Below are 22,564 nucleotides of genomic sequence, written 5' to 3'. Positions count from 1 at the left end.
GACGGATCGCGGCGACGCAAGAGGACCGCGCAAGCGGAACGAATTGGAATCGCAACGCACGACCGTTTTGATCGTTACCGGCCGTGGCGGCACAAGCGCCACGACCGGCATCCTGAATACCCGGCTCAAGACCGGGCCAATCCCGGTGTCCCAGGGTTACTGACCCCAAACACCACGCAGGAGGTAAATGGAGATGAAGCGTCTTAACCTGAAGTTGGCGGCAGCCCTGGTGGCCGCAGCCGGCGCCGTCGGCGCCGTGGCCACGCCGGCAATGGCGGCCGAAGAGCAGTTCGTTCCGTTGCTGGTGTATCGCACCGGGTCGTTCGCGCCGCTGGGCATTCCCTGGGCCGATGGCAAGCTGGACTACCTGAAGCTGGTCAATGAACGCGATGGCGGCGTCAACGGCGTCAAGATCACCTACGAAGAATGCGAAACCGCCTACGCCACCGATCGCGGCGTGGAATGCTACGAGCGCCTGAAGGGCAAGGGCACGGGCGCATCGGGCTTCGATACCCAGTCCACCGGCATCACGTTCGCCGTCAGCGACAAGGCCATGGTCGACAAGGTGCCGGTCGAAACGATGGGCTACGGCCTGTCGCAGTCGGTGGACGGCAGCGTGTTCGAATGGAACTTCCCGCTCTTGGGCACGTACTGGACCGCCGCCGACGTGATGATCCAGGACATCGCCAAGAAAGAAGGCGGGATGGACAAGCTCAAGGGCAAGAAAATCGCGCTGGTCTATCACGACTCGCCGTATGGCAAGGAGCCGATCCCGCTGCTGCAAAAGCGCGCCGCCAAGGAAGGCTTCGAGCTGGTGCTGTATCCCGTGACCGCGCCCGGCGTCGAGCAGAAGTCCACCTGGTTGCAGATCCGCCAGGCACGCCCGAACTATGTGCTGCTGTGGAGCGCGGGCATCATGACGCCCACCGCCATCCGCGAAGCGCAGGCCAGCGGCTATCCGCGCGACAAGATGTACGCCATCTGGTGGGCCGGCTCGGAAGGCGACGTGAAAGACCTGGGCGATGTCGCCAAGGGCTACAACGCCATCACCGTGCACAACAGCGGCGCCGAGCACGACAAGGTCTATGACGACCTGAAAAAGTTCGTCTACGACAAAGGCCAGGGCGCGGACAAGACCGGCAAGACCACGCTGGGCACCATCGCCCACACGCGCGGCATGATGATCTCGATGCTCCAGGTGGAAGCGATCCGCACGGCGCAGGAGAAGTACGGCAAGGGCAAGGCACTGACGCCCGAGCAGGTGCGCTGGGGTTTCGAGAACCTGAACCTGACGCAGGAAAAGCTCGACAAGCTGGGCTTTGGCCAGATCATGCGTCCCGTCAAGACCTCGTGCAGCAATCACAAGGGCGATGACTGGGCCCGCATCGTGCAGTGGGACGGCGCCAAGTTCAAGGTGGTGTCCGACTGGTACCAGGCGGACAAGGCCATTCTGGACCCGATGGTCAAGGACGCCGCGGCCAAGTACGCCAAGGAAAAGAACATCACGCCCCGCACTTGCGAGAACTGATGTGAACCGGCGGCCGGCGTCCTTGCGGGCGCCGGCCGCCACCACGCCGCAGGAATCGTCATGACCGCTGCAACTCCCGCTGCAACCCCGGTTGCAAACACCGCTGCCTCGCCCGCCGCCGCGCCCAACGTGCTGCTGGACGTGAACGGCATCGAGGTGATCTACAACCACGTGATCCTGGTGCTCAAGGGCGTGTCCCTGCAAGTGCCGGAGGGCAAGATCGTGGCCTTGCTGGGCGCCAACGGCGCAGGCAAGACCACGACGCTGCGCGCCATCTCGAACCTGCTCAAGGGCGAACGCGGCGACGTCACCAAGGGGCACATCCAGTACCGTGGCCAGCGCATCGAGCGGCTGTCGCCGGCCGAATTGGTCAAGCGCGGCGTCGTGCAGGTGATGGAGGGGCGGCATTGCTTCGCGCACCTGACCATCGAAGAAAACCTGCTGACGGGCGCGTACACGCGCAACATGAGCCGGGCCGATACGGCGGCCGCGCTGGAACGTGTCTATCAATACTTTCCGCGCTTGAAGCAACGCCGTACCAGCCAGTCCGGCTACACGTCGGGCGGCGAGCAGCAGATGACGGCGATCGGCCGCGCGCTGATGGCCAATCCCAACATGATCCTGCTGGACGAACCCTCGATGGGGCTCGCGCCGCAGATCGTGGAAGAGATCTTCGAAATCGTGCGCGACCTGAACCAGCGCGAGGGCGTGAGCTTCCTGCTGGCGGAACAGAACACCAACATTGCGCTGCGTTACGCCGACTACGGCTACATCCTGGAAAACGGGCGCGTGATGATGGACGGGGCCGCGCTGGACTTGGCCCAGAACGAGGACGTGAAAGAGTTCTACCTGGGCATTTCCAGCGGAGAACGCAAGAGCTTTCGAGACAACAAGTTCTATCGCCGCCGCAAACGCTGGCTGGCCTGAAGAGAGGGTGCGATCCCATGTCCGAGTTTTTCGATGTCCTGGAAACCCGCGCGCCCGAGCAACGCGAGCGCGAGCTGATGGCCGCCTTGCCCGCCGCGATCGCGCGTGCGATGGCGCGCGCGCCGGCGATTGCCGAGCAACTGCGCGGCGTTGACCCCGCTACCGTCACGTCGCGCGCGGCCCTGGCGCGCCTGCCGGTATTGCGCAAGCATGAATTGCTGGAACGCCAGCAGCACAGCCGCGACGACGCCGCCGCGCCCGCCAGCCCGGGCAAGGCGTTTGGCGGCTTCTCGGCCATCGGCTGGGGCGAAGCGATGCGCGTCTTCGCATCGCCCGGCCCCATCTACGAACCGGAGAGCGCGCGCGCCGACTATTGGCGCTTCGCCCGGGCGCTGTACGCGGCAGGCTTTCGCGCGGGCGAGCTGGCCTACAACTGCTTTTCCTATCACTTCACGCCGGCCGGCTCCATGATGGAAACGGCGGCCCACGCCGTGGGCTGCACCGTGTTTCCGGGCGGCACCGGGCAGACCGAACAACAGGTGCGCGCCATCCTGGATCTGGCGCCCAGCGGCTACACGGGCACGCCGAGCTTCCTGAAGATCATCCTGGAAAAGTCGGACGAGCTGGGCGTGAAGCTGGACTCGTTGCGACGCGCGCTGGTGTCAGGCGAAGCGTTTCCGCCCTCGTTGCGCGACTGGCTGGCGGCGCGCGGCATCGAAGGCTATCAAGCCTACGGCAGCGCCGACCTGGGCATGATTGCGTTTGAAACGCCGGCTCGCCAAGGGCTGGTGCTGGGCGAAGACATCATCGTCGAGATCGTGCGGCCGGGCACGGGCGAGCCGGTGCCCGATGGCGAAGTCGGCGAAGTCGTCGTCACCACCTTGAATCCGGATTACCCGCTGGTGCGCTTCGGCACCGGTGACCTATCGGCCGTCATGCCCGGCATCTCGCCCTGCGGGCGCACCAACACGCGCATCAAGGGTTGGATGGGCCGCGCTGACCAGACGACCAAAGTGCGCGGCATGTTCGTGCATCCGTCGCAGGTGGCGGACGTGGCAAGACGCCATCCCGAGATCCTGCGGGCACGGCTGGTCATCAGCGGCAGCACCGGGTCGGACCGCATGGTGTTGAAGGTGGAATCGCGCGTGCGCGGCGAGGACCTGTCCAAGCGCATCGCGGATTCCGTGCGCGACGTGACCAAGCTGCGCGCCGATGTCGAATGGGTGGACGCGGATGGTCTGCCCAACGATGGCAAGGTCATCGACGACGTGCGCACTTACGAGTAAGGCTTCGAGCCGGCGTCAGGCGGCGGCCTGCTCGCCACCACACTGGGACGCGTCGGAATTTCGACGCCGTCCTAGCGGCGTCGATACGCTTCGATTGCCGAGTAGATCGCCATGCCGGCGATCATCGCGGCGACGAAGATCAGCGCCTGCGGTACGCCGGCCGCAGCGGCCACCAGCGCGGGGCCCGGACAGAATCCCGCCAGCCCCCAGCCGGCGCCAAACGCCAGGCTGCCCAATGCCAGGCGCGGATCGACACGGGTAGCCGTGGGCCAATGCAGCGGCTCGCCGGACAGGCTGACGCGACGACGGCGCAACAGGGCGAATCCCAACGCGGTGACCACCACCGCGCCGCCCATCACGAAGGCCAGGGACGGGTCCCAACTGCCCGCGATATCCAGAAAGCCCAGCACCTTGGCGGGGTTGGCCATGCCGGACACGATCAAGCCCAATCCGAACACCAGGCCCGATGCGAACGCGATCAACATCACCATGTCAGCCTCCGAATCCGTGGCGCGTGGCGTAGACCATGGCGAAGCCGGCAGCCATGAACAGCGCGGTGGCGGCCAGCGACCGCATGGATCCGCGTGACAGCCCGCACACGCCATGACCGCTGGTGCATCCGGACGCATAGCGCGTACCGATGCCGACCAATAGGCCCGCCACGATCAGACGCGGGGTGCTGGCTTCAACCACGATGGGGGGCAAGGCCGCGCCCAGGCGGTACAGCCAGGGGGCCGCGAACAGGCCCAGCAAAAACGCCACGCGCCAGAGGCCGTCGCGCTGGGGCGGAAGCAAGCCGCCCACGATGCCGCTGATACCGGCGATGCGGCCGGCGCCCGCCATCATCAGCAGCGCCGCGGCCCCGATGAGCACACCGCCCAGCGTGGCGGTGGCGGGGGTGAAGGAAGACCAGTCCAGGTTCATGTGAGTGACGCCATCGTGCGGCCGCAGTACAAACTGGAGAGTGTTTTCATGACCTGGCTGACTTCGAAGCTGGCCATCTGGTAGTAGACGTATTTGCCGTCGCGGCGCGTCGCCACCAGCCCTTCATCGCGCAGTACAGCGAGTTGCTGGGAGAGGGTCGGTTGCCGGATGCCGGTCAGCGATTCCAGTTCGCCCACGTTGCGTTCGCTTTGCACCAGTTGGCACAGCAGCAGCAGCCGGTCTTCATTGGCCAGCGCCTTGAGCAGCGTGCAGGCCTGGGCGGCGGATTCACGCAAGGCGGCGAGTTCGCAGTCGGTGAGGGGGGAGTTCATGAATAGGGATAGCGAGAGAAGATTCGAACATTATATTTACGAATAAACTATAAAACAATATAATCAGAAAATATATATTGTCTTTGCGGGCGGCCATGAATCCTCAAATCCAAGCGTTTTTCGACTCCGTCACAGCGACCGTCACGTACGTCGTACACGACGGCAGCGCCTGCGCCATCATCGATTCCGTACTGGATTACGACCCGAAGTCGGGGCGCAGCAGCACGACCAGCGCCGACCGGGTCGTGGACTACGTGCGCGAACAGAAGCTGCAAACGCAATGGCTGCTGGAAACCCACGCGCACGCCGATCATTTGTCCGCCGCCCCCTACCTTCAGCGCCAGCTTGGCGGCGTCATCGCCATCGGGCAAAGCATCCGCACCGTGCAGGGCGTCTTCAAGCAGGTCTTCAACCTGGAACCCGAATTCCAGCTGGACGGCTCGCAGTTCGGCCACCTCTTCGCCGACGGCGAGACCTTCCAGATCGGCCAATTGCAAGCCACCGCGATCCACGTACCGGGCCACACGCCGGCTGACATGGCGTATCTGATTGGCGACGCCGCGTTCGTGGGCGACACGATGTTCATGCCGGACGTGGGCACCGCGCGCTGCGATTTTCCCGGTGGCGACGCCCACGAGCTGTACCGCTCCATCCAGCGCCTGCTGGCCTTGCCCGGCAACACGCGCCTGTTCATGTGCCACGACTATCCGCCCGCCAGCCGCAAGGCACAGTGGCAGACGTCGGTGGCCGAACAGCGGGCGGCCAATATCCACGTGCGCGAGGGCACCAGCGAAGACGCGTTCGTCGCCATGCGCACGCAGCGCGACGCCACCCTGTCCATGCCGACGCTGATCCTTCCCGCAATCCAGGTCAATATCCGCGCGGGCCATTTTCCGCCCGCCGAAGACAACGGCGTGCGCTATCTGAAGATTCCGGTCAACGGGCTGTAGGGCGCGCTTGCCGCACTTGCGCGGCACGGGCGAATCCCGCAAGATCGGCGGACCTACCGATAGCCGACCAGACGGATCCCCATGTTTGCAGAAGCCGAAGCCGACCCCAGCCTGTCCAAGGACGAGTTCAAACCACTGGAGGCCCGGCTGCGCGTCGCCCTGCTCAACGCGCAATACGGCCGTCTGGAAAAGGCGGACAAGACCTTGATGATCGTGATCGCGGGCATCGACGGCGCCGGCAAGGGCGCCACGGTCAACCAGTTGAACGAATGGATGGACCCGCGCCACATCAAGACCCTGGCCTACGGGCCAGCCGAAGGCGAGGAGCTGGAACGGCCGCCGTTCTGGCGCTATTGGAAAGACCTGCCGCCCAAGGGCAGCACGGGCATCGTGTTCGGATCCTGGTATGCGCCCCTGATCATCGAGGCCGCCAGCAAGAAACCCAACCAGGAATACATCGCGGCGCACTCGGCCGCCATCCTGCGCTTTGAAGCCATGCTGGCCGCCGAGGGCGTGCAGGTCTTGAAGCTGTGGTTCCACCTGTCGGCCAAGGCGCAGACGGATCGCGCGCAGCGGCTGCTGGCCAGCCCCGAAACGTCGTGGCAGGTCAGCCCGGTGGACCTGAAAGTCGCCAAGCGCTTTGACCGCATCCGCAACGGCGCGCAAATCGTGCTGAACCATACGGACAGCGGCCACGCACCCTGGGTGGTCATTCCCAGCGCCGACGAAAACATGCGCGCGACGCGCACGGCCGAAGCGGTGCTGGCGGCGATGCGCCAGCGTGGTGTGCCTCGCATCCCGGCATCGTTTCACGCGCATTCGAGCCCGACGCGCATCGTCGACCAGCTGGGCCAGCTGGACTACAACGCCAAGATCGACAAGGACGACTACGAGTCCGAGCTGGGCCTGCTGCAAGGCCGCCTGGCGCGCGCGGCACGCTCGCGAAAATTCCTGGATCGCTCGCTGATCCTGGTTTTCGAAGGCCAGGATGCCGCCGGCAAGGGCGGCGCCATCCGCCGCATCACGCATGCACTGGACGCCCGCCAGTTCGACATCACGCCCGTCTCCGCGCCCAACAGCTATGAATTGTCGCGCCCGTACCTGTGGCGCTTCTGGCGTCACCTGCCCCGCCACGGCCGCGTCGCCATCTTTGACCGGTCCTGGTACGGCCGCGTGCTGGTCGAGCGCGTGGAAAAGCTGATCGCCCCTGCGCAGTGGCGCCGCGCCTACGCCGAGATCAACGACTTCGAGGAACAACTGGCAGCCAGCGGCGCGATCGTGCTGAAGTTCTGGCTGGCGGTCACGCCGGACGTGCAGTTGGAGCGTTTCAAGGAACGCGAGAAATCGCCCTTCAAGAATTTCAAGATCACGCCGGACGACTGGCGCAACCGGGAAAAGTGGAAAGACTACTCGGCGGCGGCCAACGAAATGCTGGCGCGCACGGACGTCGCGCACGCGCCCTGGCATCTGGTGTCGGCCAACGACAAGCGGTACGCTCGCGTGCAAGTGCTGAGACACATCGTCCAGGCCATGGAAGACCAACTCTGAACCTGAATCCGCAAGGAGGCCTCGCGCCATGAGTACCGCTGAAATCCGCCCAATCGGGCCCGCCGACTTCGACGTGTGGCTGCCGCTGTGGAAGGGCTATCAGGCGTTCTATCGCGTCAGCATCGACGATGCCGTGACGCGCGCCACCTGGGAACGCCTGCTGGACCCCGCCGAACCCATGCACGCCGCCCTGGCCTATGAAGGCGGCCGCGCGATCGGCATGGTGCACTGGATCTTCCATCGCTCCACCTGGACGGCGGGCGACTACTGTTATCTGCAAGACCTGTACGTGGATGCCGACGTGCGCGGCACGGGCGCGGGCCGCAAGCTGATCGAACACGTGTACGCCGAAGCCGCCGCCGCCAACGCCGCGCGCGTGTACTGGCTGACCCACGAAACCAACGCCACCGCGATGCAGCTGTACGACCGCATCGCGGACCGCTCCGGCTTCATCCAATACCGCAAGGTGCTGGCATGAGCGCGCGCGACCCGAACTGCCCTTTGTGCCAGGAGGACGGCGGCACATTGTTGTGGCGCGGGCCGCATCTGCGCGTTATCGAGGTCGAGGACGCCGACTATCCCGGCTTTACGCGGGTGATCTGGAACGGGCATCTGGCAGAGATGACCAGCCTGTCCACGCATGGACGCGATCTGCTCATGCGCGCCGTGTACGCCGTGGAAGAGGCGCAGCAGGCGGTGCTGACGCCTGACAAGATCAACCTGGCGTCGTTGGGCAACATGGTGCCGCACCTGCATTGGCATGTGATTCCGCGCTGGCGCGGAGATCGCCACTTTCCCGATCCGATCTGGGCGGCTCCCCGCATTGCCCCTGGCGCGGAGCCGGCGCAATGGTCCGAACGCCAGGCGCACACGCGCGCCCTGCTGCCGCGTTACCGCAATCGGGTCGTGGAAGCGATGAACGCGCTGCTGATGCATTGAGCGGCGCGGCGGGTGCAGGGATGCGCTGAGGATCGGGCGGCTGGGCGGGCTGCCCGACCTCATGCGTCATGCCCCCGCCTGATGCCTTCGCCCAGTGCTTTCGCCTAATGCCTTCGCCTAATACCTCGCCTCAAGCCGCGAAGATGGCGTGACCCCGTTCCGCCAGCCATGTCGCATAGGCATGCTCCACCTGCCGGGCCGCGTTGTCAGCGCAGAACAAACCGTGCTCGCGGATCAGCGCGCGGCCAGCCTGGCCCATGCGTCGGCGCATATCCGGGTCGGCCAACAAGGTCGCCAACGCCGCCGCCAGCGCGACGGGGTCGCGCGGCGGCACCAGCAAGCCAGTCACACCCGCCTGCATCGTCTCCGGCACGCCGCCCACGTCCGTGCCCACCACGGGCAAACCCATCGCGGCCGCCTCGACGAACACCGTACCTAGCGCCTCGCGGTGCGTGGCCAGCGCAAAGATGTCGAAGGCCGTCAGCACGTTGCCGATGTCATGGCGTCGGCCGGTGAAGTGGACCCGCGCGCCCAGGCCTCGCGCCGCCACCATCGCCTGCAACTGCGCCATCAGCGGCATGCCGTCGCCCACCAGCACCAGATGCGCGTCGGGAAAGCGGGCAGCGATGCGTTCAAAGGCGGCGATCAGATCGGCGTGGCCTTTTTCAGCGCGCATGACCGCCACGCAGCCTACGACCCGCGCACTGGGCGACAGGCCCAGTTCGCGCCGGACGCAAACGCCTGGCGCCGCTTGCGGCAACACGACGGGCGAATGGATCGTCGCCACGGCTGCGGGCGCCGCGCCGCCGTCCAGCAACTGCTTGCGCACATACCGGCTGACGGCGATGACCCGATGCGCCAGCCAGGTGTACGCGTACAAAGAATGGATGGGCTTGGCCAGATGCCGCGTGCGCACGATGAGCGGCGTGCCGGCCAAACGGGCAGCCAGCGCGGCCAGCACGGTGTCGCGCCGGCTGTGCGTGTTGAGGACGTCAAAGCGTCCGCGCCGCAACAAGCCGCGCACGAACGCCACGCCAAGCAGGAAATTGCCGGGCCCGTCCATGGGGACGCGGTGCACCGTAAACCCGGCCTCGCTCGATCGGTCGCCAAGTTCAGCGCCCGGCTGGCAGACCAGTTCCAGATGGTGGCCGCGGTCGCGCATGGCGACCATTTCCTTGTAGATGCAGAACTCCTGCCCGCCGAACGAGGTGGCGGCTTCGGTGTGCAGGATGCGCAGTCGGGGCCCCGCGCCGGCTGCCGCCGTCAGTGGCGAACGCGTCATTGCGGCAGGCGGGCCGGGGCGGAATCGGGGCTGTTCCAGGCCTGGCCGCGCGCCAGCAGATAGGCTTCCAGATAGGCCACCTCGTCCTGGTCCAGCGCCACCACACGGGGCGCGCGGCAATCTTCGGGGCATTCGGATGCCGCCAGCCATTGCCCGAACCGGACCTGGACGCGGCCTTGAGCGGACAGGTCGAAGCGGGCGCCCTCGCGCTGCCACCTCAATACGCGAGGGCCAGGGGCAAGCCGCAATACCTGATACCGACCCTGAGCCGCCCCCACGGCAGGCGCGCGCACCGCGCTGCCGATGTCCACCAGCCGTGGGGCCGATCCCGGCGTGGCCGGCTGATAGGTCAGAACGGAAATAGAGTGAAGAAACATAGGCATCAGCAAATAATCAGCCCGCTGATGCTATCTATGAAGCTCGCGCCGATGCCTGAGAAAATTCTGACTTTCCAACCCGTTGCGGTGCGGCCCCGCCATATGGGAAGAATCCTATGAGAAGCCCCCCATCACTCTTTAAAAATTACTGAGATTCGGTGGCAATTGGCCGACGTTGCACTACAGTTGCTCAACTTTGCCCATGCCGCGCAGACTGCGCCCGCCGGGGCCCCATTGCCTGTTCAGGTAAAATTCAGAATCTTTTTCGCCCCGCATCACGCTCGGCGCAAACCCCTTCAAATTGCAAAAAGGACGCCCTGTGACCCAGCCGGCCCTGCCCCACCGCCCTGCCTCTTTTCTTCAGGCGTTCCTGCGCTCTGAAGCGCTGGGCGGCTATGTGCTCATGGCCGCCGCGCTGGTTGCGCTGATCGTCGCCAACAGCCCGGCCGCCCCCGCCTACTTCGACGTATTGGGCGCAAAACTGGGCTTCGAACTCGGCCCCGTCGTACTCAAGGAAACCGTGCTGCACTGGATCAACGACGGCCTGATGGCCGTGTTCTTCCTGCTGGTCGGCCTGGAAATCAAGCGCGAAGTGCTGGACGGCCAGTTGCGCGGGGTCTCGCGCATCGTGCTGCCCGGCGTGGCGGCAGTGGGCGGCATGGTGATGCCTGCCCTGATCTACGTGCTGCTCAACATGGGCACCCCCGACACCCTGCGCGGATGGGCCATTCCCGCCGCCACCGACATCGCTTTCGCGCTGGGCATCCTGGCGCTGCTCGGCAGCCGGGTGCCGACCTCGCTGAAGATCTTCCTGACCGCGCTGGCCATCCTGGACGATCTGGGCGCCATCGTCATCATTGCGCTGTTCTACACGTCCGAGTTGCAGGTTTTCGCACTGGCGATGGCGGGCGCGCTGCTGGCCTGCCTGTTCCTCATGAACCGCGCTGGCGTGCTGCGCCTGACGCCCTATCTGCTGGTGGGCGCGGTGCTGTGGTACTTCGTGCTGAAGTCCGGCGTGCATGCCACGTTGGCCGGGGTGGCGCTGGCGCTGACCATTCCGCTGCGTCCGCGCAACCAGGGCAAGCCCGACGCCCATTCCCCCCTGCACGACCTGGAACACGCCTTGCACAAGCCGGTCGCGCTGCTGATCGTGCCGATCTTCGGCTTTGCGAACGCGGGCGTGTCCTTTGCCGGCATGGGCCTGGCCAGCCTGGCGCAACCCGTGCCGCTGGGCGTGGCGCTGGGTCTGTTCCTGGGCAAGCAGTTGGGCGTCTTCGGCTTTGCCTGGCTGGCGATCAAGAGCGGCATGGCAAGCTTGCCGCGCCATTCCACCTTCACGCAGTTGTACGGGGTGTCGTTGCTGTGCGGTATCGGCTTCACGATGAGCCTGTTCATCGGCGCGCTGGCCTTCACCGACGCGGCGACGGTCGACGCCACCAAGATCGGCGTGCTGGCCGGATCGCTGGCCTCCGCCGTAATCGGATTTCTGCTGCTGCGCGGCAGCTCCGCCCCGACGACCCAGGCCGCGCCCGACGCCGTGCGACAAGGCTGATCCCGCTCTGGCAGGGCCGTTCAGCCGCCGCTCAAGCAGAAGGACTACCATCGGAACATGCTCCTTGCCACGGCAGCGGACGGCACGCCGCCCCGGTCATGGCAGGGCCTGTCTGTCGCCGGCCGTCGCGCCCTCATGGCGTAATCCCGGGCCGGCAATCCTTGTCCGGAGGTAGCAGCATGTCCCAGTTGAATGGAAAAGTGGCGGTCATCACAGGCGCCGCCAGCGGCATCGGCAAAGAAATCGCGCTGACTCTGGCCCGCGCGGGCGCAACCATCGCCATTGCCGATTTGAACCAGGCCGGCGCCGACGCCGTCGCCCGCGAGATCGAGCAGGCGGGCGGCAAAGCGATGGGCGTGGCGATGGACGTCACCAGCGAAGACGCCGTGAACCAAGGCATCGACAAGGTTGCCGCCGCCTATGGCAGCATCGACATCCTGGTCTCGAATGCCGGCATCCAGATCGTCAATCCCATCGAGAACTTCGCTTTTTCCGACTGGAAAAAGATGCAGGCCATTCATGTGGACGGCGCCTTCCTGACCACCAAGGCGGCGCTCAAGCACATGTACAAGGACAATCGCGGCGGCGTGGTGATCTACATGGGATCCGTGCACTCGCACGAGGCCTCGCCGCTGAAGTCCGCCTACGTCGCCGCCAAGCACGCGCTGCTGGGCCTGGCCCGCGTGCTGGCCAAGGAAGGCGCGGCGCACAACGTGCGTTCGCATGTCATCTGCCCGGGTTTCGTGCGCACGCCGCTGGTCGAAAAGCAGATTCCCGAGCAGGCGAAAGAACTGGGCATCAGCGAAGAAGAAGTGGTCAAGAAGGTCATGCTGGGCAACACGGTGGACGGAGTCTTCACCACGGTCGAAGACGTGGCCCAGACCGCGCTGTTCCTGTGCACCTTCCCCAGCGCCGCCTTGACCGGACAGTCGTTCCTGGTCAGCCACGGATGGGTCATGCAGTAGGCACGCGGCGCGCGCGGCTATGCCAAAATCGCGCCCATGCCGATCGATAACCGCCTGACCCCCAACGCCCTGGCCGCCCAGACCGCCGCGCTACCCGCCGCCTGGGCGGCTGCTTTTGCCCCCCGCCCGGTGGCCGACGCCTTGGCGCAGGCCATCGCCCACGTCGAAAAGCGGCTTGCCGAGGGTGCGCTCGTGTATCCCGCCACGCCACTGCGCGCGCTACAGGGCCTGGCGCCGTCGGATGTTCGCGTAGTGATCCTGGGACAGGATCCCTACCACGGCCCCGGCCAGGCGCAGGGTCTGGCGTTTTCGGTGCCCGATGACTGCAAGCGGCCACCCAGCCTGCGCAACATCTTCAACGAGATCGCACAGGAATACCCCGGCACCGCCATCCCCACCGGCAATGACCTGAGCCCCTGGGCCGACCAGGGCGTGCTGCTGCTGAACACCTGCCTGACCGTGGAGGACGGCCAGCCCGCCTCGCACGCCAAGCGGGGATGGGAAATGGTGACGGACTCGCTGATCTCGCTGGTCGCCCGCGACCCCGCGCCCAAGGTCTTCATGCTGTGGGGCGCCCACGCACAGGCCAAGCGCATGTTGCTGCCTGACGACAGCGGCCACCTGGTGTTGATGGCCAATCACCCTTCCCCGCTGTCGGCCCGCAGGCCGCCCATCCCGTTCCTGGGCTGCGGGCACTTTCAGATGACCAATTCGTGGCTGGTGAACCAAGGGAAAAACCCTATTGATTGGGGACTGGACAAAAAAATAATTCCCTTGCAGGGTGAATTCAGGTTATGATCGCCGCACTGCACAAAACGAGTTCGGCATTTACCGCTTTGATTTAGCGGCATTTTTTGCAGTTCGCCGGGCAACCTAGCCCGGGCCCCATGCCGAACTATCATCGATTCCTGACCTCCTTTCCTTTCGCCCTGCGTTCCAATCTGTTCCAGAGAACGCGCCACGCGCACGGTTGATTCGGTCGGCACGATGCTCCATCAACCGTCGCCTGGATCCGGCCGCCTAATCCCCTGGCCCGACCAAGCACTGCGTCGCATTGTCTGCGGCAAGGGAAAGTAATGTCTTTCGAAAACCTGGGTCTTGCACCCGCTCTGTTGTCGGCCGTTCAAGAAGCTGGCTTCAATACCCCCACCGCCGTCCAAGCCGCTGCCATTCCGCAAGCGCTGGCTGGCCACGACCTGATGGTGTCCTCGCAGACGGGCAGCGGCAAGACCGCCGCCTTCATGCTGCCGGCCCTGCACCGTATCGCCCAGATGCCCGCCAACAAGGGCGTCGGCGTGCAAGTGCTGGTGCTGACCCCGACCCGCGAACTGGCTCTGCAAGTCACCGAAGCCACGGCCACCTACGGCCGCAAGCTGGCTGACCTGCGCACCGCCACCGTCGTGGGCGGCATGCCCTACGGCGCGCAATTGAAGGCCCTGTCGCGTCGCGTTGACGTGCTGGTCGCCACGCCCGGCCGCCTGATCGATCACCTGCAATCGGGTCGCGTCAAGCTGAACACCGTGCACACGCTGGTGCTGGACGAAGCCGACCGCATGCTGGACATGGGCTTCATTGAAGACATCGAAACCATCGTCAGCCGCCTGCCGGAAGATCGCCAGACGCTGTTGTTCTCGGCCACGCTGGACGGCACCATCGCCAAGCTGGCCGCCAAGATGATGCGCGACCCGCAGCGTATCGAGATGGCCGGCGCCAAAGAAAAGCACACCAACATCACGCAAAGCCTGCTGTACGCAGACGACGCCAGCCACAAGATGCAATTGCTGGATCACGTGCTGCGCGACGCCAAGCTGGATCAAGCCATCGTCTTCACGTCCACCAAGCGTGGCGCTGACGACCTGGCCGATCGCCTGGCCGACCAAGGCTTTGCCGCCGCCGCCCTGCACGGCGACATGAACCAACGCCAGCGCACCCGCACGCTGTCGCAACTGCAACGCGGTCAGCTGCGTATCCTGGTTGCCACCGACGTTGCCGCCCGCGGCATCGACGTGCAAGGCATCAGCCACGCCGTCAACTTCGACCTGCCGATGCAAGCCGAAGACTACGTGCACCGTATCGGCCGTACCGGCCGCGCCGGCCGCAATGGCCTGGCGTTCACGCTGGCTACGCATTCCGAGCGCCACAAGGTTCGCCGTATCGAGCACTACATCGGCCAATCGATTACGCCTGAAGTCATCGCCGGCCTGGAACCCAAGCGCACGCCGCGTCCGTCGGCTGGCGGCAGCGGCGCCCCGCGTGGCGGCAAGCCGTTCGGCAAGCGTCCTGGCGGTTTCGGTGGCTCGCGCCACGAAGGCGGCTACCAAGGCAATCGCGAAAACCGCTCTTTCGGCGGCCCGCGTGAAGGCGGCGCACCCCGTGGCGAGTTCAAGCCGCGTGAAGGTGGTTACCAAGGCAACCGCGACGGCGCTCCGCGCGAAGGCGGCTACCAAGGCAATCGTCCCTTCGGCGACCGCCCGGCCCGCTCGTTCAGCGATCGTCCCAGCTTCGGTGATCGTCCCCAGCGCGAAGGCGGCTACCAGGGCAATCGCCCGTTCGGTGACCGTCCCCCGCGTGAAGGCGGCTTCCGTGGTGGTGACCGTGACGCCCGCCCCAGCTTCGGCGGCGACCGTCCCAGCTTTGGTGACCGTCCCCAGCGCGATGCCCGCCCGTTCAGCGAGCGCGCTCCCCGCGAAGGTGGTTTCCGCGGCGCTGACCGTGACGCCCGCCCCAGCTTCGGCGATCGTCCGGCCCGCGAAGGCGGCTTCCGTGGCGGTGACCGTCCGGAAGGCGGCTTCCGCGCCAAGCCCTCGTTCGACAAGCGCCCCGGCGGCCCCGCCAAGCGCTTCGCCAAGCCGGCTGATCGTCGCGGCTAAATCGCCCGACTGAACCCGTCGCAAAGACCCCGCGCCCGTCGCGGGGTTTTTTTTCGCGCTCCCCACGCGCGCGCGCCACGGCGAGCGCGCCGATTTTTTGGGAAAATGCCGACATGCCCACGTCTCAATCCCCCATGCAACGCCCCGCCCCCGCCAATCTCCCGCCCTTGTCCGCCGCCGCGCAGGCACACAGCGACGCCGCTGCCGCCCAACTGCGCGCCGCCGTCACCGCCAATGGCGGGTGGTTGCCATTCGATCACTGGATGGCCCAGGCCCTGTACGCGCCAGGGCTGGGGTATTACGCGGCCGGCAACGTCAAGCTGGCCGATGCGGACGACGACGCCAAGGCGCCCGCCGGCGATTTCGTCACCGCGCCGCAACTGACGCCGCTGTTTGCCCGCACCATCGCGCGTCAGGCCGCGCAGGTGCTGCGCCAGACGCAGACGCATGCGGTGCTGGAATTCGGCGCCGGCACGGGCGCGTTGGCGGAAGGCGTGCTGCGCGAGCTGGACGCGCTGGGCCTGACCGACACACAATACCTGATCCTTGAAGTCTCGGCAGACCTGCGGGCGCGCCAGGCCGAACGCCTCGCCGCTTTCGGCGCGCGCGTGCAATGGCTGGACGCCCTGCCCAATGCGTTTGCCGGTTGCGTGCTGGCCAACGAGGTGCTGGACGCCATGCCCGTGTCGCTGTTCTGCTGGAGCGAAGACGGCACGGTGATGGAACGCGGCGTGTCCCTGGACGCGCAGCAGGACTTCGTCTGGAGCGACCGCCCCGCCCCGCCCGCCTTGGCCCAGGCCGTGGCCGCGCGCATGCCGGCGCTGCCCGGCTACGTGTCCGAAATCAATTTGCAGGGCGAGGCCTGGATTGCCGCCATGGGCAGTTGGCTCGAACGCGGCGCGGCGCTACTGGTGGATTACGGCTTTCCGCGCAACGAGTACTACCACCCGCAACGCGCGGGCGGCACGCTCATGTGCCATTTGCGTCACCACGCGCATGGCGACCCCTTCACCGCGCCGGGCTTGCAGGACATCACTGCGCACGTGGATTTCACCGCCATGGCCGACGCCGCGCTGGAAGCCGGCCTGCAAGTGCTGGGTTACACGTCGCAGGCACGCTTCCTGATGAACGCGGGGCTGATGGACTTGCTGGCCCAGCTGGATCCCTCGGATGTGCAGCAATACGCGCAGGCCGTGGCGCCGGTGCAAAAGCTGCTGTCCGAAGCCGAAATGGGCGAACTATTCAAAGTGCTGGCCGTGGGTCGGGCGATGACGGAACCGCTGATCGGCTTTACGCGCGGTGACCGCCTGGGCAAGCTGTAAGCGCTGCCGAGGCGCGCGCTCAATCCGCCCTTAGCCCGCCCGCAAACGTTCCAGACGCGCCTGCCGCACGCTGTCTTTGATGCGGGCCGGCTCGCCCGCGCAGGCCTTGGCGATGGCGCCCGCATCCACGCCGCGCACGGCGTCGGCCCGCGCATGCCAGGCGGGCATGTCCACGGTGCGCAATATGCCCGCGCATTTGAGCAGGTCGAAAAACCGGTCGGGCTTGCGCAGCGCGTCCGCGCGTTCCATCAGCGCCAGCTGCGCTTCGGTGGCCTCGTCATTGCCCGACGCGCGTTCAACCGCATCCAGGCCCGACAAGACCTCGGGCAGCAAGCGCGCGTAATCATTGCATTCGGTGGGCACGCGCATGCGCCGGCCCAGGGCCTCGCGCTCTGGCGTCAAGCGGCACAACAGCGCATAACGGCCCGGCATCGACAAGTCTTGCGCGGCCGCGCGGTCCACATCGGCGCTGACCGTGTCAACGCCCTGCAACTCGGGCATCACGCGCGCCAGCGCGCCGCAGGTGTGCAGCACTTCCAGCATACGTGAAGGTTTTTTTGCCATCAGCCCGCGCGACAGTTCCTTCCACACCCGTTCGGCAACCAGCGCGTCGGCCTCGCCGGCATCAACCATGGCGCGGCACAGCGCCAGCGTTTCGGGCGCCACGGAAAAGTCATCGAAACGCGCGGCGAAACGGCCCAGCCGCAAGATGCGGACCGGATCTTCCTGGAACGCCTCGCCCACATGACGAAACACACGGGCACGCAGGTCGGCGACGCCGTTTAGCGGATCGACGAGCTGGCCATCCTGGGTCTGGGCGATGGCGTTGACGGTCAGGTCGCGGCGGCGCAGGTCTTCTTCCAGCGTTACGTCAGCGCCGGTGTAGAAGGTGAAGCCCTTGTATCCCCGGCCCGACTTGCGCTCGGTGCGCGCCAGCGCGTATTCCTCTTTGGTGCGCGGATGCAGGAACACCGGGAAGTCGCCGCCGACCGGAATGAAGCCCCGGCGGACCATGTCTTCGGGGGTGGCGCCCACCACCACCCAATCGTGATCGCCGGGCGGCAGGCCCAACAGCGCGTCGCGCACTGCGCCGCCCACGATATAGACCTGCAAGCCGTCGACGGCGGCGTCCCGCGTCATGGCACCGACGAGGTTTCGGCGCCCAGCGGCACGATATTGCCCAGGCGCTCTTTCAGAGACTGCGGCTGGCCCGTGAACATCGCCGCGTAATACACCGAGTTCGACATCACGTTCTTCACGTAGGTGCGCGTCTCGTTGAACGGGATGGTCTCGGCGAAGATGGCCCCTTCGACGGGATGCGAGAAGGTCGAGCGCCAATTGTGCGGACGACGCGGCCCGGCGTTATAGCCCGCGCTGGCCAGCATCTGCGAGCCGTTCAGATCGCGCAGCACCATGTTCAGATAATTGGTGCCCAGTTCGGTATTGGTGTCGAAATCGTTGACGCTGGCCGGCGTGAAATCGGTCATGCCGATCTTGCCGGCCACCCACTTGGCGGTTGCCGGCATCAGCTGCATCAGGCCCGAGGCGCCCACGTGCGAGCGCGCGTCCATGATGAAGCGCGATTCCTGGCGGATCAGGCCATAGACCCACGCCGGGTCCAGCGCAATGGCGTTGGCCTTGGCGGTGACGCGGCCTTCAAACGGTGCAATGAAACGCTGGCTGAAGTCGAACTCTTTTTCCGTGCGGTCCGACGTGTTGACCACACGGTCGTAGATGTTCTCGGCGCGCGCCAGTTCGGCGGCGGCCATCAACTGGCGGTCATTCATGCCGCGCAGCGTGTAGTTCCATTCAGGCACGGCCTCGCCGCGCCAACCCAAACGGAACAACTGCACGGCGCGCTGCAAGCCAGGATTGGCGCGGGCCTCGGCGATTTCTTTGTCGGTGATGGGCGCCGGACGCGGCGGCACATTGATGCGGCGGCCCAGTTCTTCGGCCGACAACTGGCCGTAGAAATCGAAACGGTCGGCAATGCTGGCGTACATCGCGTTGGCCTGATCCTTGCGGCCCGTCGCCGCCAGCCCGCGCGCCTTCCAGTACACCCACGACGCATCGTTGCGCTGCGCGGGCGGCATGTCGTCGATGGATTCGATGACCCACTTCCAGTCGATCTTCGGCTGGCGCAACGCGGCGCGTACCTTCCAGCCCGCGTTGTATTCCGTCATGCGGATGTGGCCGGCTTCGTGATACCAGTCATCGGCGCGGCTATCGAGCTTCAATGCGGCCATCAGCGCATATTGGCCACGCACCCAAGCCAGGTTGGGCTTGGACATGGACTTCGCCCATTCGCGGCGCAGGTAGGAATCCGCGACGCTGACGTCGGAACGCGCCAGACGCGCCAACGCGATGGTCACCAGTTCTTTTTCATTGCGGCCCACCGGCATGCGGTCTTGCCGGGTCAACCATTTCATCGGGTCCTTCATCAGGACGTCGTAGGTTTTCAGGTCGCGCGGCTCGAACATGTACTGCACCAGCTTGCGCGCATCGGTCGTCTTGTCGGCCTCGATGGCGTCGCGCAACTGCGGTTCCAGCTGTTCCCACCCCAGGATGCCGTCGGCCACCAGCTGGTCGTACAGCGCCCAGCAGGCGGAGCCGGGCGCAAACGCCGCCATGGCCTGCTCGGCGGTCGCGCGCTGGCCGGTCATGTGCTTGGCGTCCAGGATGGCGCATTCGATCTGGGCGTTGCTGTTCTTGACGGGCGCCAGCTTGCGCACCGTTTCGAAGTCGCCGCTGCGGGCGGCGGCCAGCAGCCAGTCGCCCCGCAGCCGGTCGGCCAGATAGGCGTCGCCATTGCTGCTGATGAAGCGTTGCAGGTCGGCCGTGGGGCGGCCGGTGGCCGGCGGCGTCCAGAGCTGATAGCGAAGCAACCAGTATTCGGGGTACATGCCCAGCGTGTCAGACTTGGCTTGCGGCACCATGGCGCCCAGGACGGACCACTGCTTGCGGTTCATCGCTTCGCGCGCGGCCACGACGGCGGCCAGCGCGGGCGTGTCGGCCGTGGGCGGCAGGCCCGCCAGCACGGCGGGCGGTACAGCGATGAGGGGTTGCGCGGCCGATTGCGCCGATTGCACGGGCGGCTGCGGTTGCGCGTTGATGGCGGCGCTGCGTTGTTGGGCGTCGACCGGCGCGCATGCGGCGGTGAAAAGCGCCAGCAATGGCAGCCAGCGGCGCAGGGCCAGGCGGGCGTCGGTCGGGGTCGGACCTTGCAGGGATTTCCGATGGATTTTCTGATACCGTCCAGATTGCCGCGAACGTGTCATGCCGTGTCCCTCATTTGCCGTCATACGGCGGCCTTGCCGAACGGCCACATGCGCTTGCCCGATGGCCGCATGCCTGTAACTCGCATGCTGGTTTGTCGCATGCCTGATTTCAGCACGTTCGCCTTCATTGTCCACCCCCATTACAGCCACTGCATGACTACGCAAAATACTCCAAAGGATACCGCAGTCCAGCACCGCATGCGATTGCGGAAACTGCGCGCCGAAATGCCTGAAGACCAGCGCAGCCGCGGCGCGCTGCTGATGCGCGCGCGCCTGTTCACCTGGCTCAATGTCGCCCGCGATGAAGCCGTGCGCGCCGGCCGCGCCGCGCCCGCCACCGTCGCGGCGTTCTGGCCCATGGACGATGAACCCGATCTGCGCCCGCTGCTGTCGCAATGGGTGGAAAACGGCATCGGCGTGGCGCTGCCCGTGGTGCGCGAACGCAACGCGCCGCTGGCCTTCCTGCCCTGGACGCCCGAAGCCGAGCTGCGCGCCGGGCCTTACGGCATCCAGGAACCCGTGGCCGGCCCCGACGTGCTGCCCGACGTGGTCCTGGTGCCCACCCTGGGTTACACGGAACAAGGCGACCGCCTGGGCTACGGCGGCGGCTACTACGACCGCACGCTGGCCGCCCTGCGCGAGCGCGGCCATCCGTTCATCACCATCGGCATCGCCTGGAGCTGCGGCGAACTGGACGCTGACTACCAGGCGGCCTCGCACGACGTCCCGCTGGACGCGGTGCTGACCCAGGACGGCTGGGTGCCCCAGGCGCCGCTGTCCCAGGGCGGCCCCGGCGGCACCACCTTGCATACGTTCCGCATGAACTGACGCACCAGTTGCGCCCGGTGGCACGCACCAAAACGGTGCCATCGGCCGCAACGGGGATGGCTTTTCCGCGCCCGTCAGAGGATATTGTGCCCACGGGCCCTGTGTCCCCGAAAGCTGGCATGCAGGTTGCTTATTGTTTATGACCGGCCAACCATCGGCCGGCAAATGACCGCGTGCAAGCCGGCCACCACAAGCCGGCAGCAGGCATTGCATCGGAGGAGCCATGAAGGACAGACCATCCCGTCCCGCCGCCTATGACGAAATGCGCGACAGCGCTGGCGGCATACGCTCCCAATACCAGGCGTTCGAACGCTGGCACCAAGAGCAGTCGGCCGAAGCCATGGCCGTGCGCCGGCTGGAGGCCGACCTGAGCTTTCGGCGGGTCGGCATCACTTTCTCGGTCGCGGGCGACGCCGCCGGCACCGAGCGCCTGATTCCGTTCGACCTCATCCCCCGCATCATTCCCGCCGACGAATGGCGGCACCTGGAAGCCGGGCTGAAGCAGCGCGTGCGCGCGCTGAACATGTTCATCCACGACATCTATCACGGCCACGACATCGTGCGCGCCGGCGTCGTGCCAGCCGAACAGGTGTTCCTTAACGCCCAGTACCGCCCTGAAATGCAGGACGTGGACGTGGCCGAGGACATCTACTGCCACATCGCCGGCGTGGACATCGTGCGGGCCGGCGCGGGCGAGTTCTATGTGCTGGAAGACAATCTGCGCGTGCCATCCGGCGTGTCCTACATGCTGGAAAACCGCAAGATGTCGATGCGGCTGATGCCCGATGCGTTCAGCCGCATCAAGGTCGAGCCGGTAGCGCATTATCCCGACCTGCTGCTGGACAACCTGCGCGAAGTGGCCCCGCATGGCGGCGACGATCCCACCGTGGTCGTGCTGACCCCGGGCATGTACAACTCGGCCTACTTCGAGCACGCCTTCCTGGCGCAGCAGATGGGCGTGGAACTGGTCGAAGGGCAGGACCTGTTCGTCGAACAGAACACCGTCTACATGCGCACCACGCAGGGTCCGCGCAAGGTGGACGTCATCTATCGCCGGCTGGACGACGACTTCCTGGATCCGCTGTCGTTTCGCGCCGACTCGGCGCTGGGCGTGCCCGGCCTGCTGTCGGTGTACCGCGCCGGCCGCGTCACGCTGGCCAACGCCATCGGCACGGGCATCGCCGACGACAAGTCCACCTACCTGTACGTTCCCGACATGATCCGGTTCTATCTCAGCGAAGAGCCCATCCTGTCGAACGTGCCGACCTGGCGTTGCGGCCGGCCGGACGAGCTGTCCCACGTGCTGGCCAACATGCACGAGCTGGTCGTCAAGGAAGTGCATGGCGCGGGCGGCTACGGCATGCTGGTGGGACCATCGGCCAGCCGCGCCGAGGTCGAGGCCTTCAAGGAACGCGTGCGCGCCAACCCCGCCAACTACATCGCGCAGCCCACGCTGGCGCTGTCCACCGTGCCCACCTACGTGGAATCGGGCGTGGCGCCGCGCCACATCGACCTGCGTCCGTATGTGCTGTGCGGCAAGGACATCCGCACGGTGCCCGGCGGCCTGTGCCGCGTGGCGCTGACCGAGGGCTCGCTGGTGGTCAACAGCAGCCAGGGCGGCGGCACCAAAGACACCTGGGTTCTGGAGGACTGAAC

21 protein-coding genes are annotated in these 22,564 nt (G+C 66.2%); 14 read left to right on the top strand and 7 right to left on the bottom strand.

Translation table 11 applies throughout. From position 1 onward, the window contains the following. Positions 1 to 187 precede the first annotated feature (187 nt). Genes API01S_RS25615 through API01S_RS25605 form a run of 3 tightly spaced genes read left to right on the top strand, consistent with a single transcriptional unit; the run spans position 188 to position 3,741 of the window. On the top strand, positions 188 to 1,528 hold the full coding sequence (locus tag API01S_RS25615) for an ABC transporter substrate-binding protein (RefSeq protein ID WP_006216346.1): 1,341 nt from the start codon (positions 188 to 190) through the stop codon (positions 1,526 to 1,528). 60 nt (positions 1,529 to 1,588) lie between these two features. Continuing rightward, the gene (locus API01S_RS25610) at positions 1,589 to 2,455 is read left to right on the top strand and encodes an ABC transporter ATP-binding protein (RefSeq protein ID WP_006216347.1); all 867 of its coding nucleotides are present in this window, start codon (positions 1,589 to 1,591) and stop codon (positions 2,453 to 2,455) included. Positions 2,456 to 2,472: 17 nt separating this feature from the next. Continuing rightward, positions 2,473 to 3,741, top strand: a complete 1,269-nt coding sequence (locus API01S_RS25605) for a phenylacetate--CoA ligase family protein (RefSeq protein WP_050728479.1) — start codon at positions 2,473 to 2,475, stop codon at positions 3,739 to 3,741. Between the two features lie 71 nt (positions 3,742 to 3,812). Here the strand turns inward: API01S_RS25605 and API01S_RS25600 are convergent, their stop codons facing one another. From API01S_RS25600 to API01S_RS25590, 3 genes are read right to left on the bottom strand one after another with little or no spacing between them, the layout of a single operon-like run. Then, positions 3,813 to 4,232, bottom strand: coding sequence for a YeeE/YedE family protein (locus API01S_RS25600; protein ID WP_050728478.1), 420 nt, complete (start codon positions 4,230 to 4,232; stop codon positions 3,813 to 3,815). 1 nt (position 4,233) lies between these two features. After that, positions 4,234 to 4,665: a YeeE/YedE family protein gene (locus tag API01S_RS25595; protein WP_061306483.1), complete on the bottom strand. Its 432-nt coding sequence runs from the start codon at positions 4,663 to 4,665 to the stop codon at positions 4,234 to 4,236. Continuing rightward, positions 4,662 to 4,997: an ArsR/SmtB family transcription factor gene (locus tag API01S_RS25590; RefSeq protein ID WP_006216351.1), complete on the bottom strand. Its 336-nt coding sequence runs from the start codon at positions 4,995 to 4,997 to the stop codon at positions 4,662 to 4,664. Before API01S_RS25590 ends, API01S_RS25595 begins: the two co-directional genes overlap by 4 nt. A 95-nt stretch (positions 4,998 to 5,092) precedes the next feature. Here API01S_RS25590 and API01S_RS25585 point away from each other — a divergent pair, with 95 nt between their 5' ends. The 4 genes from API01S_RS25585 (at position 5,093) to API01S_RS25570 (ending at position 8,434) form a co-directional block, all read left to right on the top strand. Then, the gene (locus API01S_RS25585; RefSeq protein ID WP_061306482.1) at positions 5,093 to 5,947 is read left to right on the top strand and encodes an MBL fold metallo-hydrolase; all 855 of its coding nucleotides are present in this window, start codon (positions 5,093 to 5,095) and stop codon (positions 5,945 to 5,947) included. An 81-nt stretch (positions 5,948 to 6,028) separates the two neighbouring features. Then, positions 6,029 to 7,495: a polyphosphate:AMP phosphotransferase gene (pap, locus tag API01S_RS25580; RefSeq protein ID WP_061306481.1), complete on the top strand. Its 1,467-nt coding sequence runs from the start codon at positions 6,029 to 6,031 to the stop codon at positions 7,493 to 7,495. Positions 7,496 to 7,523: 28 nt separating this feature from the next. Further along, a complete protein-coding gene (locus API01S_RS25575) occupies positions 7,524 to 7,973 on the top strand; it encodes a GNAT family N-acetyltransferase (protein ID WP_061306480.1) in 450 nt (149 codons plus the stop codon). Next, positions 7,970 to 8,434 (top strand): HIT family protein, encoded by a 465-nt coding sequence (locus tag API01S_RS25570; RefSeq protein ID WP_061306479.1) that lies wholly within the window; start codon positions 7,970 to 7,972, stop codon positions 8,432 to 8,434. Before API01S_RS25575 ends, API01S_RS25570 begins: the two co-directional genes overlap by 4 nt. 130 nt (positions 8,435 to 8,564) lie before the next feature. Here API01S_RS25570 and API01S_RS25565 read toward each other — a convergent pair whose 3' ends face one another. After that, positions 8,565 to 9,716 carry a glycosyltransferase family 4 protein gene (locus API01S_RS25565; RefSeq protein WP_061306478.1) on the bottom strand — a complete coding sequence of 384 codons (1,152 nt, stop codon included), beginning with the start codon at positions 9,714 to 9,716 and terminating at the stop codon, positions 8,565 to 8,567. Beyond that, on the bottom strand, positions 9,713 to 10,093 hold the full coding sequence (locus tag API01S_RS29255; RefSeq protein WP_039882496.1) for a hypothetical protein: 381 nt from the start codon (positions 10,091 to 10,093) through the stop codon (positions 9,713 to 9,715). The genes API01S_RS25565 and API01S_RS29255 overlap by 4 nt, the downstream gene beginning before the upstream one ends. Positions 10,094 to 10,412: 319 nt before the next feature. On the opposite strand from API01S_RS29255, the gene nhaA reads away from it, so the two are divergent. From nhaA to API01S_RS25535, 5 genes are all read left to right on the top strand, one after another. After that, complete coding sequence (gene nhaA / locus API01S_RS25555; RefSeq protein ID WP_232294646.1) at positions 10,413 to 11,645, top strand: Na+/H+ antiporter NhaA; 1,233 nt, start codon at positions 10,413 to 10,415, stop codon at positions 11,643 to 11,645. Between the two features lie 179 nt (positions 11,646 to 11,824). Beyond that, entirely contained in the window at positions 11,825 to 12,610 is a 786-nt protein-coding gene (locus API01S_RS25550; RefSeq protein ID WP_061306477.1) for a 3-hydroxybutyrate dehydrogenase, read from the top strand. A 36-nt stretch (positions 12,611 to 12,646) separates the two neighbouring features. Further along, positions 12,647 to 13,408 carry a uracil-DNA glycosylase gene (locus tag API01S_RS25545; RefSeq protein WP_061306476.1) on the top strand — a complete coding sequence of 254 codons (762 nt, stop codon included), beginning with the start codon at positions 12,647 to 12,649 and terminating at the stop codon, positions 13,406 to 13,408. A 278-nt stretch (positions 13,409 to 13,686) separates the two neighbouring features. Continuing rightward, positions 13,687 to 15,480: a DEAD/DEAH box helicase gene (locus API01S_RS25540; RefSeq protein WP_006216361.1), complete on the top strand. Its 1,794-nt coding sequence runs from the start codon at positions 13,687 to 13,689 to the stop codon at positions 15,478 to 15,480. Positions 15,481 to 15,614: 134 nt separating this feature from the next. Beyond that, entirely contained in the window at positions 15,615 to 16,802 is a 1,188-nt protein-coding gene (locus tag API01S_RS25535; protein ID WP_061306475.1) for a class I SAM-dependent methyltransferase, read from the top strand. Positions 16,803 to 16,832: 30 nt separating this feature from the next. Here API01S_RS25535 and API01S_RS25530 read toward each other — a convergent pair whose 3' ends face one another. Further along, a complete protein-coding gene (locus tag API01S_RS25530) occupies positions 16,833 to 17,942 on the bottom strand; it encodes a tRNA CCA-pyrophosphorylase (protein ID WP_006216363.1) in 1,110 nt (369 codons plus the stop codon). Then, entirely contained in the window at positions 17,939 to 20,080 is a 2,142-nt protein-coding gene (locus API01S_RS25525; RefSeq protein ID WP_061306474.1) for a lytic transglycosylase domain-containing protein, read from the bottom strand. Before API01S_RS25525 ends, API01S_RS25530 begins: the two co-directional genes overlap by 4 nt. A 153-nt stretch (positions 20,081 to 20,233) precedes the next feature. Between API01S_RS25525 and API01S_RS25520 the strand changes: the two genes are divergently transcribed. Together API01S_RS25520 and API01S_RS25515 are read left to right on the top strand one after the other, a co-directional pair. Continuing rightward, the gene (locus API01S_RS25520) at positions 20,234 to 20,908 is read left to right on the top strand and encodes a 5-formyltetrahydrofolate cyclo-ligase (protein WP_061306523.1); all 675 of its coding nucleotides are present in this window, start codon (positions 20,234 to 20,236) and stop codon (positions 20,906 to 20,908) included. Between the two features lie 223 nt (positions 20,909 to 21,131). After that, complete coding sequence (locus API01S_RS25515; RefSeq protein ID WP_006216366.1) at positions 21,132 to 22,562, top strand: circularly permuted type 2 ATP-grasp protein; 1,431 nt, start codon at positions 21,132 to 21,134, stop codon at positions 22,560 to 22,562. Positions 22,563 to 22,564 lie beyond the last annotated feature (2 nt).

Source organism: Achromobacter piechaudii NBRC 102461 (assembly GCF_001571245.1).
In the GTDB taxonomy this organism is placed as follows: Bacteria; Pseudomonadota; Gammaproteobacteria; order Burkholderiales; family Burkholderiaceae_B; genus Achromobacter; species Achromobacter piechaudii.
The sequence above is the reverse complement of the archived record's forward strand: the minus strand, read 5'-3'. Positions and strand labels throughout refer to the sequence as shown.

What these genes read in the sequence shown, in the direction of transcription:
- API01S_RS25615 (WP_006216346.1), top strand. Translation starts at nt 188, where the DNA reads ATGGAGATGAAGCGTCTTAACCTGAAGTTGGCGGCAGCCCTGGTGGCC.
- API01S_RS25535 (WP_061306475.1), top strand. Translation starts at nt 15,615, where the DNA reads ATGCAACGCCCCGCCCCCGCCAATCTCCCGCCCTTGTCCGCCGCCGCG.
- API01S_RS25575 (WP_061306480.1), top strand. Translation starts at nt 7,524, where the DNA reads ATGAGTACCGCTGAAATCCGCCCAATCGGGCCCGCCGACTTCGACGTG.
- API01S_RS25590 (WP_006216351.1), bottom strand. Translation starts at nt 4,997, where the DNA reads ATGAACTCCCCCCTCACCGACTGCGAACTCGCCGCCTTGCGTGAATCC.
- API01S_RS25520 (WP_061306523.1), top strand. Translation starts at nt 20,234, where the DNA reads ATGACTACGCAAAATACTCCAAAGGATACCGCAGTCCAGCACCGCATG.
- API01S_RS25610 (WP_006216347.1), top strand. Translation starts at nt 1,589, where the DNA reads ATGACCGCTGCAACTCCCGCTGCAACCCCGGTTGCAAACACCGCTGCC.
- API01S_RS25515 (WP_006216366.1), top strand. Translation starts at nt 21,132, where the DNA reads ATGAAGGACAGACCATCCCGTCCCGCCGCCTATGACGAAATGCGCGAC.
- API01S_RS25540 (WP_006216361.1), top strand. Translation starts at nt 13,687, where the DNA reads ATGTCTTTCGAAAACCTGGGTCTTGCACCCGCTCTGTTGTCGGCCGTT.
- API01S_RS25545 (WP_061306476.1), top strand. Translation starts at nt 12,647, where the DNA reads ATGCCGATCGATAACCGCCTGACCCCCAACGCCCTGGCCGCCCAGACC.
- API01S_RS25570 (WP_061306479.1), top strand. Translation starts at nt 7,970, where the DNA reads ATGAGCGCGCGCGACCCGAACTGCCCTTTGTGCCAGGAGGACGGCGGC.
- API01S_RS25605 (WP_050728479.1), top strand. Translation starts at nt 2,473, where the DNA reads ATGTCCGAGTTTTTCGATGTCCTGGAAACCCGCGCGCCCGAGCAACGC.
- API01S_RS25530 (WP_006216363.1), bottom strand. Translation starts at nt 17,942, where the DNA reads ATGACGCGGGACGCCGCCGTCGACGGCTTGCAGGTCTATATCGTGGGC.
- API01S_RS25585 (WP_061306482.1), top strand. Translation starts at nt 5,093, where the DNA reads ATGAATCCTCAAATCCAAGCGTTTTTCGACTCCGTCACAGCGACCGTC.
- API01S_RS25595 (WP_061306483.1), bottom strand. Translation starts at nt 4,665, where the DNA reads ATGAACCTGGACTGGTCTTCCTTCACCCCCGCCACCGCCACGCTGGGC.
- API01S_RS25565 (WP_061306478.1), bottom strand. Translation starts at nt 9,716, where the DNA reads ATGACGCGTTCGCCACTGACGGCGGCAGCCGGCGCGGGGCCCCGACTG.
- API01S_RS25600 (WP_050728478.1), bottom strand. Translation starts at nt 4,232, where the DNA reads ATGGTGATGTTGATCGCGTTCGCATCGGGCCTGGTGTTCGGATTGGGC.
- API01S_RS25550 (WP_061306477.1), top strand. Translation starts at nt 11,825, where the DNA reads ATGTCCCAGTTGAATGGAAAAGTGGCGGTCATCACAGGCGCCGCCAGC.
- API01S_RS29255 (WP_039882496.1), bottom strand. Translation starts at nt 10,093, where the DNA reads ATGTTTCTTCACTCTATTTCCGTTCTGACCTATCAGCCGGCCACGCCG.
- API01S_RS25525 (WP_061306474.1), bottom strand. Translation starts at nt 20,080, where the DNA reads ATGACACGTTCGCGGCAATCTGGACGGTATCAGAAAATCCATCGGAAA.
- pap (WP_061306481.1), top strand. Translation starts at nt 6,029, where the DNA reads ATGTTTGCAGAAGCCGAAGCCGACCCCAGCCTGTCCAAGGACGAGTTC.